Source organism: Amycolatopsis nalaikhensis, assembly GCF_030264295.1.
Taxonomy (GTDB): Bacteria; Actinomycetota; Actinomycetes; order Mycobacteriales; family Pseudonocardiaceae; genus Amycolatopsis; species Amycolatopsis nalaikhensis.
The window spans coordinates 1,367,517-1,383,357 of the sequence record NZ_CP127173.1 but is presented as its reverse complement, the minus strand read 5'-3'; the positions used below and the strand labels follow the sequence as shown (position 1 = coordinate 1,383,357).

At 70.4% G+C, this 15,841-nt stretch carries 14 protein-coding genes; 9 read left to right on the top strand and 5 right to left on the bottom strand.

What is annotated here, in order from left to right; genetic code table 11:
- Positions 1-71: 71 nt before the first annotated feature.
- The gene (locus QP939_RS06515; RefSeq protein ID WP_285455653.1) at positions 72-911 is read left to right on the top strand and encodes an ABC transporter permease; all 840 of its coding nucleotides are present in this window, start codon (positions 72-74) and stop codon (positions 909-911) included.
- A gap of 9 nt (positions 912-920) precedes the next feature.
- Positions 921-1,709, top strand: a complete 789-nt coding sequence (locus QP939_RS06510) for an ABC transporter permease (RefSeq protein ID WP_285455652.1) — start codon at positions 921-923, stop codon at positions 1,707-1,709.
- A gap of 455 nt (positions 1,710-2,164) precedes the next feature.
- On the opposite strand, the gene pip is transcribed toward QP939_RS06510, so the two are convergent.
- Both pip and QP939_RS06500 read right to left on the bottom strand, forming a co-directional pair.
- Complete coding sequence (gene pip / locus QP939_RS06505; protein ID WP_285455651.1) at positions 2,165-3,064, bottom strand: prolyl aminopeptidase; 900 nt, start codon at positions 3,062-3,064, stop codon at positions 2,165-2,167.
- A gap of 174 nt (positions 3,065-3,238) precedes the next feature.
- Positions 3,239-4,204: a right-handed parallel beta-helix repeat-containing protein gene (locus QP939_RS06500; protein ID WP_285455650.1), complete on the bottom strand. Its 966-nt coding sequence runs from the start codon at positions 4,202-4,204 to the stop codon at positions 3,239-3,241.
- Between the two features lie 221 nt (positions 4,205-4,425).
- Here QP939_RS06500 and QP939_RS06495 point away from each other — a divergent pair, with 221 nt between their 5' ends.
- A complete protein-coding gene (locus tag QP939_RS06495; protein WP_285455649.1) occupies positions 4,426-5,352 on the top strand; it encodes an undecaprenyl-diphosphate phosphatase in 927 nt (308 codons plus the stop codon).
- A gap of 1 nt (position 5,353) precedes the next feature.
- A complete protein-coding gene (locus tag QP939_RS06490; protein ID WP_285455648.1) occupies positions 5,354-6,220 on the top strand; it encodes a cytochrome c oxidase assembly protein in 867 nt (288 codons plus the stop codon).
- Positions 6,221-6,324: 104 nt separating this feature from the next.
- Here the strand turns inward: QP939_RS06490 and panB are convergent, their stop codons facing one another.
- Positions 6,325-7,188: a 3-methyl-2-oxobutanoate hydroxymethyltransferase gene (gene panB, locus QP939_RS06485; protein WP_285455647.1), complete on the bottom strand. Its 864-nt coding sequence runs from the start codon at positions 7,186-7,188 to the stop codon at positions 6,325-6,327.
- A gap of 237 nt (positions 7,189-7,425) precedes the next feature.
- On the opposite strand from panB, the gene lysX reads away from it, so the two are divergent.
- Positions 7,426-10,749, top strand: a complete 3,324-nt coding sequence (gene lysX, locus QP939_RS06480) for a bifunctional lysylphosphatidylglycerol synthetase/lysine--tRNA ligase LysX (RefSeq protein ID WP_285455646.1) — start codon at positions 7,426-7,428, stop codon at positions 10,747-10,749.
- Positions 10,750-10,813: 64 nt separating this feature from the next.
- A complete protein-coding gene (locus tag QP939_RS06475) occupies positions 10,814-11,386 on the top strand; it encodes a hypothetical protein (RefSeq protein WP_285455645.1) in 573 nt (190 codons plus the stop codon).
- Here the strand turns inward: QP939_RS06475 and QP939_RS06470 are convergent.
- Complete coding sequence (locus QP939_RS06470) at positions 11,349-11,795, bottom strand: MarR family winged helix-turn-helix transcriptional regulator (protein WP_285455644.1); 447 nt, start codon at positions 11,793-11,795, stop codon at positions 11,349-11,351. The two genes, QP939_RS06475 and QP939_RS06470, sit on opposite strands and share 38 nt — an antisense overlap.
- Positions 11,796-11,867: 72 nt before the next feature.
- Here QP939_RS06470 and QP939_RS06465 point away from each other — a divergent pair, with 72 nt between their 5' ends.
- Together QP939_RS06465 and QP939_RS06460 are read left to right on the top strand one after the other, a co-directional pair.
- On the top strand, positions 11,868-13,094 hold the full coding sequence (locus QP939_RS06465) for an MFS transporter (RefSeq protein ID WP_285455643.1): 1,227 nt from the start codon (positions 11,868-11,870) through the stop codon (positions 13,092-13,094).
- Complete coding sequence (locus tag QP939_RS06460; protein ID WP_285455642.1) at positions 13,057-13,641, top strand: DinB family protein; 585 nt, start codon at positions 13,057-13,059, stop codon at positions 13,639-13,641. Before QP939_RS06465 ends, QP939_RS06460 begins: the two co-directional genes overlap by 38 nt.
- Positions 13,642-13,868: 227 nt before the next feature.
- Here the strand turns inward: QP939_RS06460 and QP939_RS06455 are convergent, their stop codons facing one another.
- On the bottom strand, positions 13,869-14,402 hold the full coding sequence (locus QP939_RS06455; protein ID WP_285455640.1) for a methylated-DNA--[protein]-cysteine S-methyltransferase: 534 nt from the start codon (positions 14,400-14,402) through the stop codon (positions 13,869-13,871).
- An 81-nt stretch (positions 14,403-14,483) separates the two neighbouring features.
- Here QP939_RS06455 and QP939_RS06450 point away from each other — a divergent pair, with 81 nt between their 5' ends.
- Entirely contained in the window at positions 14,484-15,833 is a 1,350-nt protein-coding gene (locus QP939_RS06450) for a S8 family peptidase (RefSeq protein WP_285455638.1), read from the top strand.
- The last annotated feature ends 8 nt before the right edge of the window (positions 15,834-15,841 follow it).

The following is a 15,841-nucleotide window of genomic DNA, read 5'->3' as shown; positions in this document are numbered from 1 at the left end:
GGTCGTGAGTGTTTAGGGCGGTTCTAACCGCCCTAAACACTCACGACAACCCGCACCGATGATGAGGTGACATGACTGCGCTCTCGGCCTTCTTCTACCGGAAACCCCGGCTGCGCCTGGGTTTCCTGCTCTCGGCGCCGCTGCTCTGGCTCGGCCTGGCCTACCTGGGCGCGCTGGCCGCGTTGTTCGTGACGGCGTTCTGGCACACGGACGCGTTCACCGGCCAGGTCGTCATCGAGTGGTCGCTGGACAACTTCAAGACGTTGTTCACCGACGCGGTGTATCGCACGATCACGTTCCGCACGGTCGGCATCGCGGCGCTGGTCACGGTGATCGACGCGGTGATCGCGTTCCCGATGGCGTACGCGATGGCCAAGCTGGCTTCGCCCCGGGCGCAACGCATCCTGGTGATCGCGATCATGACGCCGCTGTGGGCGAGCTACCTGGTGAAGGCGTACGCGTGGCGCTCGATGCTGTCCGGCAACGGAGCCCTGAGCTGGCTTTCGCCTGGTTATGGTGTCACAGCCACGATCATGACGCTGTCGTACTTGTGGTTGCCGTACATGATCCTGCCGATCTACGCGGGCCTGGACCGGCTCCCGGATTCCCTGGTGGACGCGTCGGGTGACTTGGGGGCGCGCTCGTTCCGGACGTTCCGCTCGGTGATCCTGCCGCTGACGTTCCCGGCGATCGTGGCGGGCTCGATCTTCACGTTTTCGCTGTCCTTGGGCGACTACATCGCGGTGAAGATCGTCGGCGGCACGTCCCAGATGCTCGGCAACGTGGTCTACGACAACATCGGCGCGGCCAACAACTTGCCGTTCGCGGCGACGGTCGCCACGGTGCCGGTGGTGATCATGCTCGTGTACTTGGCCGCGGTGCGCCGCACCGGCGCGTTGGACAACCTCTAGGAGCTTCTTGTGCGCAGGGTGTTGTGGGCGGCGTTGGGGCTCGGCTTGGCGGTGATCTACTTCCCGCTGGTGGTGGTGCTGCTCAACTCCGTCAACGCGGACACCACGTTCGGGTTCCCGCCTTCGCGGTTCACGTTCGAGTGGTGGAGCCGGGCGGCGTCCAATGAGGGTGCGTTGCATGCGCTGTGGACGAGCGTCGAGGCTGGTCTCGCGGCGACAGCGATCGCGCTCGTGCTTGGGACCATGGCGGCTTTCGCCTTGCAGCGGTATCGGTTCTTCGGGCGGAATCCCGTGTCGTTGCTGATCATCCTGCCGATCGCGCTGCCGGGCATCGTCACGGGCATCGCGCTGAACAATGCGTTCAGAACCATTTTGGGCATCGACCTCGGGTTGCTGACGGCGATCATCGCGCACGCGACGTTCTGCATTGTGGTGGTGTTCAACAACGTTGTCGCTCGGTTGCGTCGGATGGGTGGGAACCTTGAAGAGGCGTCGATGGATCTTGGGGCTACTGGGTTCACGACGTTTCGGTTGGTGACCTTTCCGATGTTGCGGTCGGCGTTGCTGGCTGGTGGGTTGCTGGCGTTCGCGCTGTCGTTCGACGAGATCATCGTGACTACGTTTACTCTCGGTACGGGCATGGAGACGCTGCCCATCTGGATCTACAACAACCTCTTCCGGCCGAATCAGGCGCCGATCGTGAACGTCGTCGCTGCGGTGTTGATCGTGGTTTCGACCGTGCCGGTTTATCTGGCGCAGAGGCTGTCGGGGGACACCGCTTCGGGTGGCCGGTTGTAGCCGTCTTTGAACCGGCGGCCGGCAACGCAAAGCAGGCACGAGATCACCAGACCTCCCCCGCCCCTCGTCCTCGCCGCCCTTCAGTCGACGGTTGAGCTTGTCAAGGCACGCTTTCCCGCCTTGACAAGGTCTACCGGCGGCTGAACACTCCGCGAGGAGGGGTGGGGGATGTCGGGCCCGTTCTCCCTCTTCGGGACGTTCAAAGATCAAAAGAATGTCCTCGCCGGACGGGCAGGCTCTGGGATGGCCGGGGCTTCGTAGTCTTGTTGCGTTCTCGCGTGGGCCGCGAGGTGGTCATCCCGTCGCCTGATTGAGGCCTATCACTTTGAGCCAGGCCCGCAAGCTTTCGTACTTCGGCTGAAGTAGACGAGGTAGTTGCGGGCCTGGCTCAAAGTGATTTTGACGGCCTCAGGCGACGGGATGACCACCCCGCTCCTTTGTCTGGGTTGGCTGGGCTACTCGCGGAACGCGTCCGTTGCCGCTCTGAGCGCTGACAACACCCCCGGGTCCGTTACCGCGTGGCCTGCTCCCTCCAGCAACCTCAGCTCCGACCCCGGCCACGCCTGGTGCAGCTCGTACGCCGTTGTCGGGGGACACACCGTGTCGTACCTTCCCTGCACTATCACCCCCGGGATTCCTGCCAGCTTGCCCGCGTCGCGGATCAGCTGTCCTTCCTCCAGCCATGCTCCGTTGCTGAAGTAGTGGACCGCCAGCCTTGCGAATGTCAGTGCGAACCCCGGCTCCGCGTACTGGCGGACGAACGATTCCTGGGGCTGGACCGAGACCGTCGCTCCCTCCCACGTGCTCCAGGCGATCGCCGCCCGGTGGCGGACCTCCTCCGATGGGTCCTCCAGCAGCTCCGCGTACGCCGCCAACGGATCGTCGCGTCGGGATTGCGGGATCGGTGCCAGGAACTCCTCCCACTCTCGGGGGAACACGTTGGCCGCGCCGCCTCGGTAGATCCAGTCCAACTCACTTTGGCGAACCGTGAACACTCCGCGCAGGATGATCTCGGAGACTCGCGATGGGTGGGTCTCCGCGTACGCGAGGGCCAGCGTTGCTCCCCACGAGCCGCCGAACAGCTGCCAGCTCTCTATGCCCAGGCGCTCTCTGAGCATCTCCATGTCCGATACCAAGTGCCACAGCGTGTTGGCCCTCAGGTCTTCCGCCCCCGGTGTCGACTCGCCTGATCCTCGCTGGTCGAACAGGATGATCCGGTAGGCCGCCGGGTCGAAGTGCCTTCGGGCCATCGGGGCTATTCCGCTTCCCGGGCCTCCGTGCAGGACCACCACCGGCTTTCCCGCCGGGTTGCCCGCCTCCTGGCAGCGGATCCGGTGGCCGTCGCCGACCTCCAAGAATCCTTCCGCTCGGGCGGGGATCGGTGGGTAAGGCTCTCCATGCCCGACACTCTGCCGGAATGGCTCGGCCGTCGCCCCGACACCCTGGGATTTCCCAGTGCGGGACGACGGCCAAGTAGGTGGGGGCCCGCCCCCGCCGCCGGGCTGAGCGGGCCCCCGGTCCGTGTCGCTTCAGCAGCCCGATGCCGGGGCCACGTTCGCGAAACCCTTTGCGTTCGTCACCGTGTTGTTGCCGCAGATCTTCGTGCCCTGCCCCGTCTTCGCCACGTAGAACCCGTACGCGTACGGGGACTGCACGTCCGCGATGTTGTTCGAGAACGTGTTGTCCCGGCCCCAGCCGTCCAGCTGGACGTGGATCTCGAACGCTCCGTACGTCGCGTCGTGGACGTACACCTTCGATCCCTTGTTGCCGGTGATCAGGTAGCCGTTGCCCTTCGCGTCGATCCAGCTGTCCGCGTAGTGCTCGCCCGTCTGACCCGTGCCGTCGAACGTGTTGCCGCGGATCTCGCCGCCCGTGGTGCCTTCCTTGATGTCGATCGACTCCGCCCGCACGTCCGGGCCGATCTTGTTGCCGATCGCCTTGTTGCGGTCGCTGCGGTCCGGGGTGCCGCCCGGCCAGTTCGACACCGCCGAACCGAAGTAGATGCCCTCGCCGTAGCCCGCGTACTCGCGGCCCGTGTCCGTGACCTCCGAGTTCTGGACCACGTTGTCGGTGCTCGTGTACTGGAAGTGGATGCCCTCGTGGCCGATGCCCGTCACCTTCACGCCGTCGACCAGCGTGTTGTGCACGCCCAGCGCCATCAGGCCCTTCTGGCCGCCGGTGATCGTGAAGCCCGACAGCGTCCAGTAGCTGCCCGTCAGCTCGATCGTGCGCCCGCCGGTCGCCTTGACCACCGCCGACCGCTGCCCGGTCAGGGTGATCCGGCTGGTCGCCGTGCCGCTGTTCGCCGCCTTGAAGTTGCCGGTGAACGTCGTGTCCGCGGCGAGCTGGATCGTCGTCCCCGGTGCCGCGGCGGCCAGCGCCGAAGCCAGCTGGGCCGACGTCGACACGGTCACCGTCGCCGCCGACGCCGTCGGCACGGCCACGGCCGCCAGTGCGGCGGCCCCGGCCAGCACGGCCAGCACCCGCTCACGCATTCGATCCTCCTCGTCGAGGGTCCGGTTTTCCGTCGTGGCGGCGACGAGGCACCACGCTAAGCCACGAGCCGAACACCAGTCAAGGACATGATTGGTGTTCATGGATGTGAACAACTGAGAGGACGCTGAGCGCGCGTGTCCCCCTTGCCCCCGGTTAACGAATGGGCCGGTAGTTTCGGGTGTCGGGATTTTCGACGGCAGTTTCGAAATGAGGGTACGGAATGTCCGCGGTGACCTATGTCGAGGCGATTGTCGTCGGGGCATTGCAAGGGGTGTCGGAATTGTTTCCGGTGTCCAGTCTGGGCCACAGCATCCTGTTGCCGGCCTGGCTCGGCGGCTCGTGGCAGCGGGACCTGAGCATCGGGAAGGACTCGCCCTACCTCGCGGTGCTCGTGGCCATGCACGTCGCCACCGCGCTCGCCCTCGTGCTGTTCTTCCGGAAGGACTGGGTGCGGATCGTCGGCGGCCTGTGGACGTCGATCCGCCACCGCGAGGTCCGCACCCCCGACCAGCGGCTCGCGTGGCTGCTGGTGCTCGCCACCATCCCGGTCGGGCTGGCCGGGCTGCTGCTGGAAGGCCTGCTGCGCGACTTCCTCGGCAAGCCGGTGCCGTCGGCGATCTTCCTCGCGCTCAACGGCGGGGTGCTCTACGCGGCCGAGAAGTTCTCCCGGAAGCCGCCCGCCGAGGAAGCGGACACTGTGGACTTTTCGGCGGAGGAGACGCTGGTGATGCGCGCGGTCACCGTCGAGGAGAAGACCGACGTCCGGCTGGCGAAGCTGCGGGTCGGCGAGGCCGTGCTGATCGGTGCGGCGCAGATCCTCGCGCTGCTGCCGGGCATCAGCCGCTCGGGCATCACGATGGTCGCCGGGCTGCGGCGCGGCCTGGGCCACGAGGACGCGGCCCGGTTCGCGTTCCTGCTCGCCACCCCGGTGATCCTGGCCGCGGGCGTGCTGAAGCTGCCGACGCTCTTCGCTCCCGAGAACCACGCTTCGCTCGGCCCGGCGCTTGCCGGCAGCGTTGTCGCCGGGGTCGCTTCGTACATTTCCGTCCGTTTTCTCACCGGATACTTCGAAACGCGCACTCTGACCCCGTTCGCCATTTACTGTGTGGTCGCCGGAATCGGCAGCCTCGTCTTCTTCGCGGTCTGACGTGCACCTCACCTTCGACGTCCCCGCAGTCCTCGGCGTGCTCGTCGCGGGCACGCTCTACGTCCGCGCGGCCCGCCACCGAAGCTGGCCGCCGGGCCGCACGACGGCGTTCCTCGCCGGGCTCGCGACGATCGTGGTCGTCACCTGCTCGCCGCTCGCGGTCTACGACCGGACGTTCTTCTGGGTCCGCTCGGTCCAGACGGTCACCCTGCTGATGATCACGCCGCTGCTGCTGGCCCTGGGCTCACCGATCCGGCTGCTGCTGGACACCGCCGAGGTCCCGTGGCTGCGGCGGCACGGCCGCGGCCGGGTGGCCCGCGCGCTGACGTTCCCGCCCGTCGTGACCCTCGCCCTGGTCGTGCCGGTCCTGGTGCTCTACCTGACCCCGCTCTACGACCTCGTGCTGCGCTCCTCGATCGCCGACGGCCTGGTCCGGCTGGCGCTCGTGCTGGCCGGGTTCAGCTACTTCTGGACGCGGCTCGGGCTCGACCCGACGCCGAGAGCGGACCCGCACCTGGTGTCGGTGTGGATCGCGTTCACCGAGGTCGTCTTCGACGGCGCGCTCGGCCTGGTGCTGTGGCTCGGCCCGCTGCTGGCTCCGGCGCACTACGCGGCGGCGCACCCGGGGTGGGGCCCCGACCCGCGCACGGACCAGATCATCGGCGCGGGAGTCCTCTGGATCGGCGGCGACGTCGCCGGGCTGCCGTTCGTGGTGGCCCTGTTCGTCCGCTGGGCCCGCGACGACGAGCGGCGCGCGAAGCAGATCGACGTCCAGCTGGACGAAGAAGCCGCTTCGGGTGCCGCACCGTCGTCGGGACTGTGGTGGGAGAACGACCCGGCCCTGGCCGAGCGGTTCCGGCGCCGGTGACCGAGGTGCTCGAGCGCCCCAATGTGGCCTTGGTTGCGTCAGACGCACCCAAGGCGGCCTTCGTTGCGTCTGACGCACCGAAGGCCGCCTTGGGGCGCTTGGGGTCAGTCGTGGAAAGCGTGTTCCGGAGCCGGGAACTCACCGCGGCGGACGTCCTCGGCGAACGCCGTCGCCGCGTCCTGCAGGACCGTCGCGACGTCGGCGTACCGCTTGACGAACCGCGGGGCCTTCCCACGCCGCAGCCCGGCCATGTCCTGCCAGACGAGCACCTGCGCGTCGCAGTCCGGGCCCGCGCCGATGCCGACCGTCGGGATCTTCAGCTCCGCCGTGACGCGCTTGGCGGCTTCGGCGGGCACCATCTCCATCACCACCGCGAACGCGCCGGCCTCCTGCAGCGCCAGCGCGTCGGCGAGCAGCACGTCCGCCGCCTCGCCGCGTCCCTGCACCCGATAGCCGCCGAGGTTGTGTTCACTCTGCGGGGTGAATCCGATGTGGCCCATCACCGGCACGCCGGCCGAGGTCAGCGCCTCGACGTGCGCGGCGAACCGCCGGCCGCCTTCGAGCTTGACGGCGTGCGCGCGGCCCTCTTTCATGAAGCGGACCGAGGTTTCCAGCGCCTGCTGCGGCGAGAGCTGGTAGGAGCCGAACGGCAGGTCCGCGACCACGAGGGCCCGCTTGACCGACCGGGTGACCGCCCGGACCAGCGGCAGCAGCTCGTCGACCGTCACCGGCAGCGAGGTGTCGTACCCGAAGACGTTGTTGGCCGCGGAGTCGCCGACGAGCAGCACGGGGATCCCGGCCTCGTCGAACAGCGCGGCGGTGTACATGTCGTAGGCGGTGAGCATGGGCCACGGCTCGCCGCGCTCCTTGAGCTCCCGCAGGTGGTGGACACGGACCTTCCGGCCCGGCGCCGGTTTGGCGGCGGGTCCGGTGCCGTAGGGGGCCGGTTCTTCAGCGGTGGCAGACATCGTCGTCGACCGTCCTTCCCTCGAGGCCTCGGTGAGGTCCCCGGGTCGTGGAGCAGAGGCGTCTCAAAGCGTGACACGCTCACCGGCGGGCCCCAACCACCTGGGACCAGCTTCACACCCTCGAGGACGAGGCCCCGTCAGCCTTCAGGTTGATGCCCGGGGACAACCAACCTGTGTTCACTGACGTCAAGAAGAGGCATGACCCCCGACCGTCCGCGAAAGGCGACGAAAGCAACGATGGGAAACCTCGCGAACACGCGTCCTCGCCTCCCCGCGTGGAAGGCGAGGGCGGGCGGGATCGTCGCGACCGTTGTCCAGCTGGCCGCGGTGTTCTCGGTCGTCCTGCTGTTCGCCGGCGGGGCGCACGGGCGCCTGCTCAACGGCATCGACATGGCCTTCTCCAGCCTGAGCGTGCCGACCAGCGCGAGCCTGGTCATGGTGCTGCTGCTCGTGGTGCTCGGCGGGGCGCTGCGCCGCCGAAAGAAGGCGGCGCTGTACACGCTGGTGCTGTTCCAGGTCGGCGGGCTGCTGCTGACCCTGGCCCTGCAGGCGACGCTGCTGTGGTCGCCGGAGCTGCTCTCGCTCGGGTCGCGGCAGGTCCGGCACATCCCCGTCCAGCTGTGGGCCCTCACCGTGGCCGACCTGCTCTCGGTCGGGCTGATCGTGTTCCTGCTCAAGTTGCGCCCGGCGTTCCCGGCGCGGCTCGCGCCGAGCGCCTGGCGCGACGGCCTGACCATGCTGTTCGGCGGGTTCGCCGTGGTCATCCTGGTCGGCTGGGCGCTGGCGGAGGCATTTCCGGGCCACCTCGGCGACACCTGGGAGCGCTTCGCCTGGGTGGTGAACCACGCCACCGGTGAGAACCTGCAGCTGCGCCGGATCGGCGTCGGTGAAGGGCCGGGCTGGCTGGACGTCCTCATCGACCTCTGCGCGACGACCGTCGCCACCGGGGCGCTGTACATGCTCTTCCGCGGCGTACGCAGCCGTCGCCTGCGTACGGACGACGAAGAGCTTCGCGTGCGTCAGCTGCTCGCCGAGCACGGCGAAGACGACTCGCTCGGCTACTTCGCCACCCGGCGCGACAAGAGCGTCGTCTTCTCGCCGAACGGCCGCGCGGCGGTCACCTACCGCGTGCTCGGCGGCACCAGCGTCGCCAGCGCCGACCCGATCGGCGACCCCGAGGCGTGGCCGGACGCCGTGCGCGCGTGGCTCGACGAGACGCGCACGTACGGCTGGACGCCGGGGGTGCTCGGGGCGAGCGAACGCGGCGCGAAGGTGTACACCGACGCCGGGCTGCGGGCGCTGGAGATCGGCGACGAAGCCGTGCTCGACGTCCGCGAGTTCAGCCTCGCCGGGCCGGAGCGGCGCTCGGTGCGCCAGGCCGTCAAGCGCATCGAGCGGGCCGGCTACACCTCGCGGGTCCGCCGCCACGGCGAGATCCCCGAAGCCGAGATGACCGAGCTGCTGGCCAGGGCACAGGCCTGGCGCGGGGCCGAGACCGAGCGCGGGTTCTCGATGGCGCTGGGCCGCCTCGGCGACCCGAGCGACGGCCGCAGCGTGATGGTCGAGGCCTACGACGCCCACGGTGACCTGCGCGGGCTCCTGTCGTTCGTGCCGTGGGGGCGGCGCGGGCTGTCGCTGGACCTCATGCGCCGCGACCGCGACGCCGAGAACGGCCTGAACGAGTACATGATCGCCGAGGTCGTCGCGGCCGCGCAGCACCTCGGCGCGCAGCGGGTCTCGCTCAACTTCGCGATGTTCCGCGCGGTGTTCTCCGAGGGCGAGCGGATCGGCGCGGGCCCGGTGCTGCGGGCCTGGCGCGGGATCCTGAGCGTCTTCTCGCGGTTCTTCCAGCTGGAGTCGCTCTACCGGTCCAACGCCAAGTACGGGCCGGACTGGGAGCCCCGGTTCCTCTGCTACTCCTCGGCCCGGCGGCTGCCGCGGGTCGGCATCGTCGCGGGCGCGCTCGAAGGGTTCGTCCCGACCGGGCGGTCGCGGTCGCTGCGGCTGGAGAAGGTCGGCGACGACTTCGTCGCGCGCGTCAAGGAAATCGAAGAGACGACCGCGGTCCCGGCGCCGAAGCCGGTGCGGCGGCCCGAACAGGTCCGCGTCCGCATCGCCAAGCTCGCCAAGCTGCGCGAGGCGGGCATCGACCCGTACCCGGTCGGGTTCCGCCGCGACGACCACATCGGCGACGTCGTGGCTAAGTTCGGCGACCTGGCGCCGGGCACGGTCACCGGGCACCGGGTCCGGATCGCCGGGCGCGTGCTGAACCTGCGCGTCCTCGGCGGGCTGTGCTTCGCCCGCGTGAAGGACTTCAGCGGCGAGATCCAGCTGATGCTCGAGGCGGGCGAGCTGGACCTGAACCGCTGGCGGACCGGCGTCGACCTCGGCGACCACGTCGGCGTCGGCGGCCAGGTCGTGACGTCGAAGCGGGGCGAGCTTTCGGTGCTCGTCGACGAGTGGACGGTCACCGCGAAGTGCCTGCACCCCTTGCCGGACAAGCGGAAGGGCCTCACCGACCCCGAGACGCGGGTGCGGCAGCGCTACCTCGACCTCGCGGTCAACCCGGACTCCACGAACATGCTCCGGCTGCGGTCCACAGTGGTCCGCGCGGTGCGCGACCGGCTGCACCACGCCGACTACCTCGAAGTCGAAACACCGATGCTGCAGACGGTCCACGGCGGCGCCAACGCCCGCCCGTTCGTCACCCACATCAACGCCTACGACATGCGGATGTACCTGCGGATCGCGCCGGAGCTGTACCTGAAGCGGCTGTGCGTCGCCGGGGTCGAGCGCGTCTTCGAGCTGAACCGGAACTTCCGCAACGAAGGCGTCGACGCGACGCACAACCCCGAGTTCACGATGCTCGAGGCGTACCAGGCGTACGCGGACTACGACACGATGAGGACGTTGACGCGGGAGCTCGTGCAGCACGCGGCCGAAGCGGCGTACGGCGCCCAGATCGTGCGAAGGCCCGACGCCGACGGGAAGCTCGTCGAGCACGACATCTCCGGTGACTGGCCGGTGGTCCCGGTGCACCAGGCCGTTTCGGCGGTCTTCGGCGAGGAGATCGACTCCGGGACGTCGGTGGCCGATCTGCGCCGCCTCTGCGTGGCCGCGGGGGTGCCGGTGGGGGAGGACCCGAGCCACGGCGACCTCGTGCTCAAGGCGTTCGAGCACCTCGTCGAGGGCGCGACCGTGCTGCCGACCTTCTACACCGACTACCCGACCGACGTTTCGCCGCTGACCCGCCAGCACCGCGCGGACCCGCGGCTGGCCGAGCGCTGGGACCTGATCGCGTTCGGCTCCGAGGTCGGCACGGCCTACACCGAGCTGACCGACCCGCTCGAGCAGCGGCGGCGGCTGGAGGCGCAGTCGCTGCGCGCGGCCAGCGGCGACGTCGAGGCGATGGAGCTGGACGAGGACTTCCTGCTGGCACTGGAACACGGCATGCCGCCCACCGGCGGCCTCGGGCTCGGCGTCGACCGGCTGCTGATGATGCTCACCGGCGCGTCGATCCGCCAGACAGTCCTGTTCCCCTTCGTCCGTCCGCAGGGATAACGAGTCAGTAGCCCCGGTAAGCGTCACACCGCCGGGACAGCCCCGGTCGCTTACTGTGTGCCTCGTGCGCACGGCTCGAATCACCTCGGCCCTCCTGATGGGGGTGGCCGTGCTGGCGTATTCGGGCTGGGTGCTGGAGTTCTTCCTGCCGACCGGGGTGTCGCCGGTGCACGACCCGGTCGACGACCTGCTGTCCGGGCCGCCGGTGTTCCGGGTGCTGCTCGCGGTGTCGGGCGTCGCGTTCCTGCTCGCCGGGCCGCCGCTGCACCGCCTCGGCCCGGTCCAGTGGGTGGCGCGGCTCAGCTCGATCTCGGTGAGCGCGTTCGGCGCCGTCGCGCTGGTCCAGGCCGCCTACCCGGACCGCAGCCACGCGCTGTCGTCGCTGCTCAGCGTCGTGCTCGCGGTCGGGGTGGTCAGCCTGGTGCTGTGGTGGCCGCCGGGCTGGCGGGCGCTGGCCGTCGCCGGGCTGGTGGTGGTGATGGTGACCTGGCTGGCCGTCGTGCTGGCCCGGCAGCTGGACGCGTTCGAGGGCGTCCTCACGCGGTTCCAGCTGGTGGTGCGGGCGGTGCTGTTCGCCGTCGGCGGGGCGTACGCCTTCATCAAGCCCGCGCCGCGACATGCTCCTCGAGGCGGCTGAGCAGCTCCAGCAGCGTCTTCCGCTCGTTCTCGTCGAGCACGCTGAAGGTCTCGTCGGCGTGGCCCCGCTGGATCCGTTCGATCTCCGCCAGCCGGCGGCGGCCGGCGTCGGTGATGGCCAGCAGGCTCGCGCGCCGGTCGGTCGGGTCGGGTTCGCGCCGCAGCAGCCCGTCCCGCTCCAGCGCGTCGACGGCCGAGGTGATCGCCCGGCCGGTGACGCCGAGCCGTCGCTTGACCTCGCCCATCCGCGGCCGGTCACCGAGCAGGTCGACCATGAGCAGCAGCTGGACCTGGGCGGTCGGCCAGCCGCGCTTGGCGTAGGGCGCACCCGCGTACCGGCGCAGGACGTGCGTGATGCGCCGCAGTGCGTCGGCCAGCTCCTCCCCGGTGGGGATCTTTTCGGTTGACACCTCCGCGACTCTACCCGCAAAGTACATAGACGAAATTGATACTAACTACTTTGCATCTAACTCTGGGGAGTCTTGGTTTTGTGGCGGAACCGCACGTTCGTGCTGCACACCGCGTCGGTGACGCTCTCGGTGGCGGGCACCGCGGCGGCGCAGGTCGCGGTGGTGTTCGCGGTGCTCGGCTCGGGCGGTTCGGCGGGCGACGTCGGGACGGTGGGGGTCTGCGGGCTGGTCCCGGCGTTGGCGTTCTTCCTGGTCGGCGGGGTCGTCGCGGACCGGTGGCCGCGGCGGCTCGTGCTGGTGGGGTCGAGCACGGTGTCCGCGGTGACCCAGGCCGGGCTCGCGATCTCGGTGCTGACCGGTCAGGCGCGGCTCGCGCACTTCGCCGTCGCGGCGGCCCTGTTGGGCATCGCGACGGCGTTCGCCAGGCCCGCGGCTCAGGGCCTGCTGCTGCGCGGCCTCGGCCGCGAAGAGGGCCCGCGCGCGTTCGCGGCGTTCCGCTTGGCGTTGAACCTGGCGCAGATCGGCGGTTCGGCCCTCGGCGGCACGGTGGTCGCGGCCACCGGCCCCGGCTGGACGCTGCTCGCCGACGCGCTGACGTTCGCCGTCGCGATCGTCCTGGGCCTGTCCTTGCGGGTCGAAGGCACGTTCAGGGTGCGAAGCGGCGTCGTGCGTTCGTTGCGCGACGGCTGGGCCGAGTTCCGCGCGCACCGCTGGCTGCCGCCGATGATCGTCCAGTTCGCGGCGGTCAACGCGCTCGCGGTCGGCGCGTACGAGCTGGTGCTCGGCCCGGTCGTGGCGGCGGACGCCGCGGCGTGGGGCCTGATCATGGCGTTCGACGCCGTCGGGATGGTGCTGGGCGGGGCGCTCCTGTTGCGCTGGACGCCGTCGCGCCGAGCGGCTGTCGGCGGCGGCGCGTTGACGGCGGCACCCTTGGTGGCGATGGCCTTCGGGGCGCCGGTGTCCGCGGTGTGCGTCGCCGCGACGGCCGCCGGAGTGGGGGTCGAGGTGTTCGGCGTCGGGCTGATGACGTTGCTGCAGCGCCACGTCCGGCCGGACCGGCTGTCGCGGGTCTCGGCGTACCAGTCGCTGGCCGGGTTCGGCCTGACCCCGGCGGGCACGGCGCTCGCGGGCCCGCTCGCCGCGTGGTCCGGCGACCGCGGGGCGCTCGGCGTCACGGCCGCGGTGCTCCTGGCCGTTTCCGCCGGAATTGTCGGTCCCCGGTGGCAGGATCGGGGCGACGAACGCGAAGGAGAGGATCGACATGGCGGGAAACGTGCCCCCGGTGGCCGACGAGCGTGACGGGCTGCTGCGCTACCTCGAGCAGCAGCGGTACGTGCTGAGGTTGACCGCATACGGGCTCACGGACGAGCAGGCGAGACTCACGCCGACGAAGAGCGAGCTGTCGGTGGGCGGGCTGATCAAGCACGTGGTGAGCACCGAAGACGGCTGGATGGACACGGTGCTGCAGCTCCCGCAGAAGCCGTTCGCCGAGAGCATGCGGGAGTACCAGGAGAACTACCGGCTGGGCCCGGACGAGACGCTGGAGTCGGTGCTGGCCCGGTACGACGCGGTGGCGGCGCGCACGGCGGAGATCATCGCGGGGATCGACGACCTCGGCCAGGCGGTCCCGGTGCCGCAGGGCGTGCCGTGGTTCCCGAAGGACGTCGAGGCGTGGTCGGTCCGCTGGGTGCTGCTGCACCTGATCCAGGAGACGGCCCGCCACGCGGGCCACGCGGACATCATCCGGGAGCACGTGGACGGCGGCACGGCATTCCCGATCATGGCGGCGGCCGAGGGCTGGCCGGAGACGCCGTGGATGAAGCCCTGGAGCCCGCAACCGGCTTGAGGCAGGGCGCCGGTGGGGTGAGTCGGCCGGGGGTTTGGCCGGTGAGCTGACTGCGGCAGGGGGCCTCGGCCGTTCTGACTGGCCGGGGCCTCGGTGATCTCGCGTGCCCCGGGCCGTGAGCCGATTACCGGCGCGCGGGCCGATTCCGCCAGCGGCCCCGCCCGCGTTCGCCCGGCCGCTCCTGACCGGCGGCGGGCCGTGTCAACCCGCGCCCGGCCCGCCGCCGGTCAGAACAGCGTCGGCTCGTCCGCCAGCGCGCCCTCGATCACCAGCATCCGGCGTTTCGTCTCCACCCCGCCCCGCGCGGAAAACCCGCCGTCCTTGCCGCCCGCGGCCAGGACCCGGTGGCACGGCACGATGATCGGGAACGGGTTGTGCCCCATCGCCTGCCCGACGGCCTGCGCCGAGCCCGGCATCCCCAGCCGGTGGGCGATGTCGCCGTAGGTCAGGGTCTTGCCCGGCGGGATCGTCCGCGCGATCTCGTACGCGCGCCGGTTGAACTCCGGCACGCCCGAAAATTCGAGCTCGACGTCGGCCAGGTCGCGCCGGGCTCCGCTCAGCAGCGCCACGATCCCGTCGATCGCGTCCCGCACCACGGGCCCCGGCGGCTCGGACCCGGCGTCCGGGAACCGCCGTGCCAGCCAGGCGCGAGTGGCCGCCGCCCCGCCCGAAGGCAGCGACGTCCCGAGCACGACGTCGTCGCGCCACGCCAGCCCGCAGGCGCCGATCGCCGTGTCGAACACCGTGATCCCCGTCGTCATCCCGTCAGCCTACGACCGAAGAGGGGTACCGCCGCCGCGAATGATCGCTATGTTCGGTTCGGGCGATTTCGAGGAGGATCCGTGCGGCGACTCATCCTGGTGACAGCACTGCTGCTCGGCTTGATCGCCACCCCCGCGGCCGCGGATCCCCTCGTCATGCCGCACGTCGTCGTCACGCACGCCGATCCCGCGCACACCTGGTGGGCCGAACACACCATCCGCAAGGCGGGCGGCACCGTCGTCGCGAGCTACCCGCAGATCGGCGTCGTCGTCGCGTACACGGCGAACGACGACTTCGCCGCGAAGGTCCGGAAAACCCCGGGCATCGACGCCGTCGGCGCGACGCGCACGGCGAAGATCCCGAAGGAGTTCTTCGCGCCCCGCAAGGACGTCCGCTACACCGGCCCGGGCTCGCCGAACTCCGGCCAGGTCCCGCCGGAAGGCACCGCGTGGGACGTCCCGGCGCTGCACCTGCCCGAAGCGCACGCGGTCACCGAAGGCAGCAAGCGGACCGTCGTCGGCGTGCTCGACGTCGGCGTCGACGACACCCACCCCGACCTGAACCCCGCCTTCGACGCGCGCGACTCGGTCTCCTGCCTGTCCGGCTGGGCGGACCGGAGCCCCGGTGCGTGGCGGCCGACGCTCGACGGCCACGGCACGCACGTCGCGGGCACGATCGCCGCCGCGCACAACGGAACCGGCGTCGTCGGGGTCGCGCCCGGCGTCCGGATCGCCGCCGTGAAGCTCGCCGAGCTCGACGACACCGAGACGGCCGAGAGCATGGTCTGCGGCTTCGTCTGGGCCGCCGAGCACGGGTTCGCCGTGACCAACAACAGCTACCGCTCGATCCCGTGGCGCTACAACTGCGACGACCAGCCGGACCAGGCCGCGGCCAAGCTCGCCGTCGGCCGCGCGGTCGCCTACGCCCAGCGCCGGAACGTCCTCGTCGTCGCCTCCGCCGGCAACGCGGGGATCGACCTCGACACGCGCTCGGTCGACCGCGAAAGCCCGGCCGACAGCACCCCGGTCGAGCGCCGCATCGACCCGACGTGCACGCGGCTGCCGCACGAGCTGCCCGGCGTCGTCGGCACCGGCGCGCTCGACGAAAAGCTCGTGAAGGCGAGCTTCTCGAACTACTCGGCGCACCGGATCAGCGTCGCCGCGCCGGGCGCGCGCGTCTGGTCGACGTGGCCGAACGGCGAGTACCGCTCGGCGAGCGGGACGTCGATGGCCGCGCCGCACGCCAGCGGTGTCGCCGCCTTGATCGCGAGCGAACACCCGCATTGGACCGCCGAGCGCGTCAAGCGCGCGCTCTACGAAACGGCGACCCCGCTCGCCTGCCCGGACGCGGTCTGCCGGGCCACGCCGGACGGCACGACCTACTACGGCCACGGAATGGTCGATGCGGCGAGCGCCGTCGGCGCGGGATGATGTCGTCC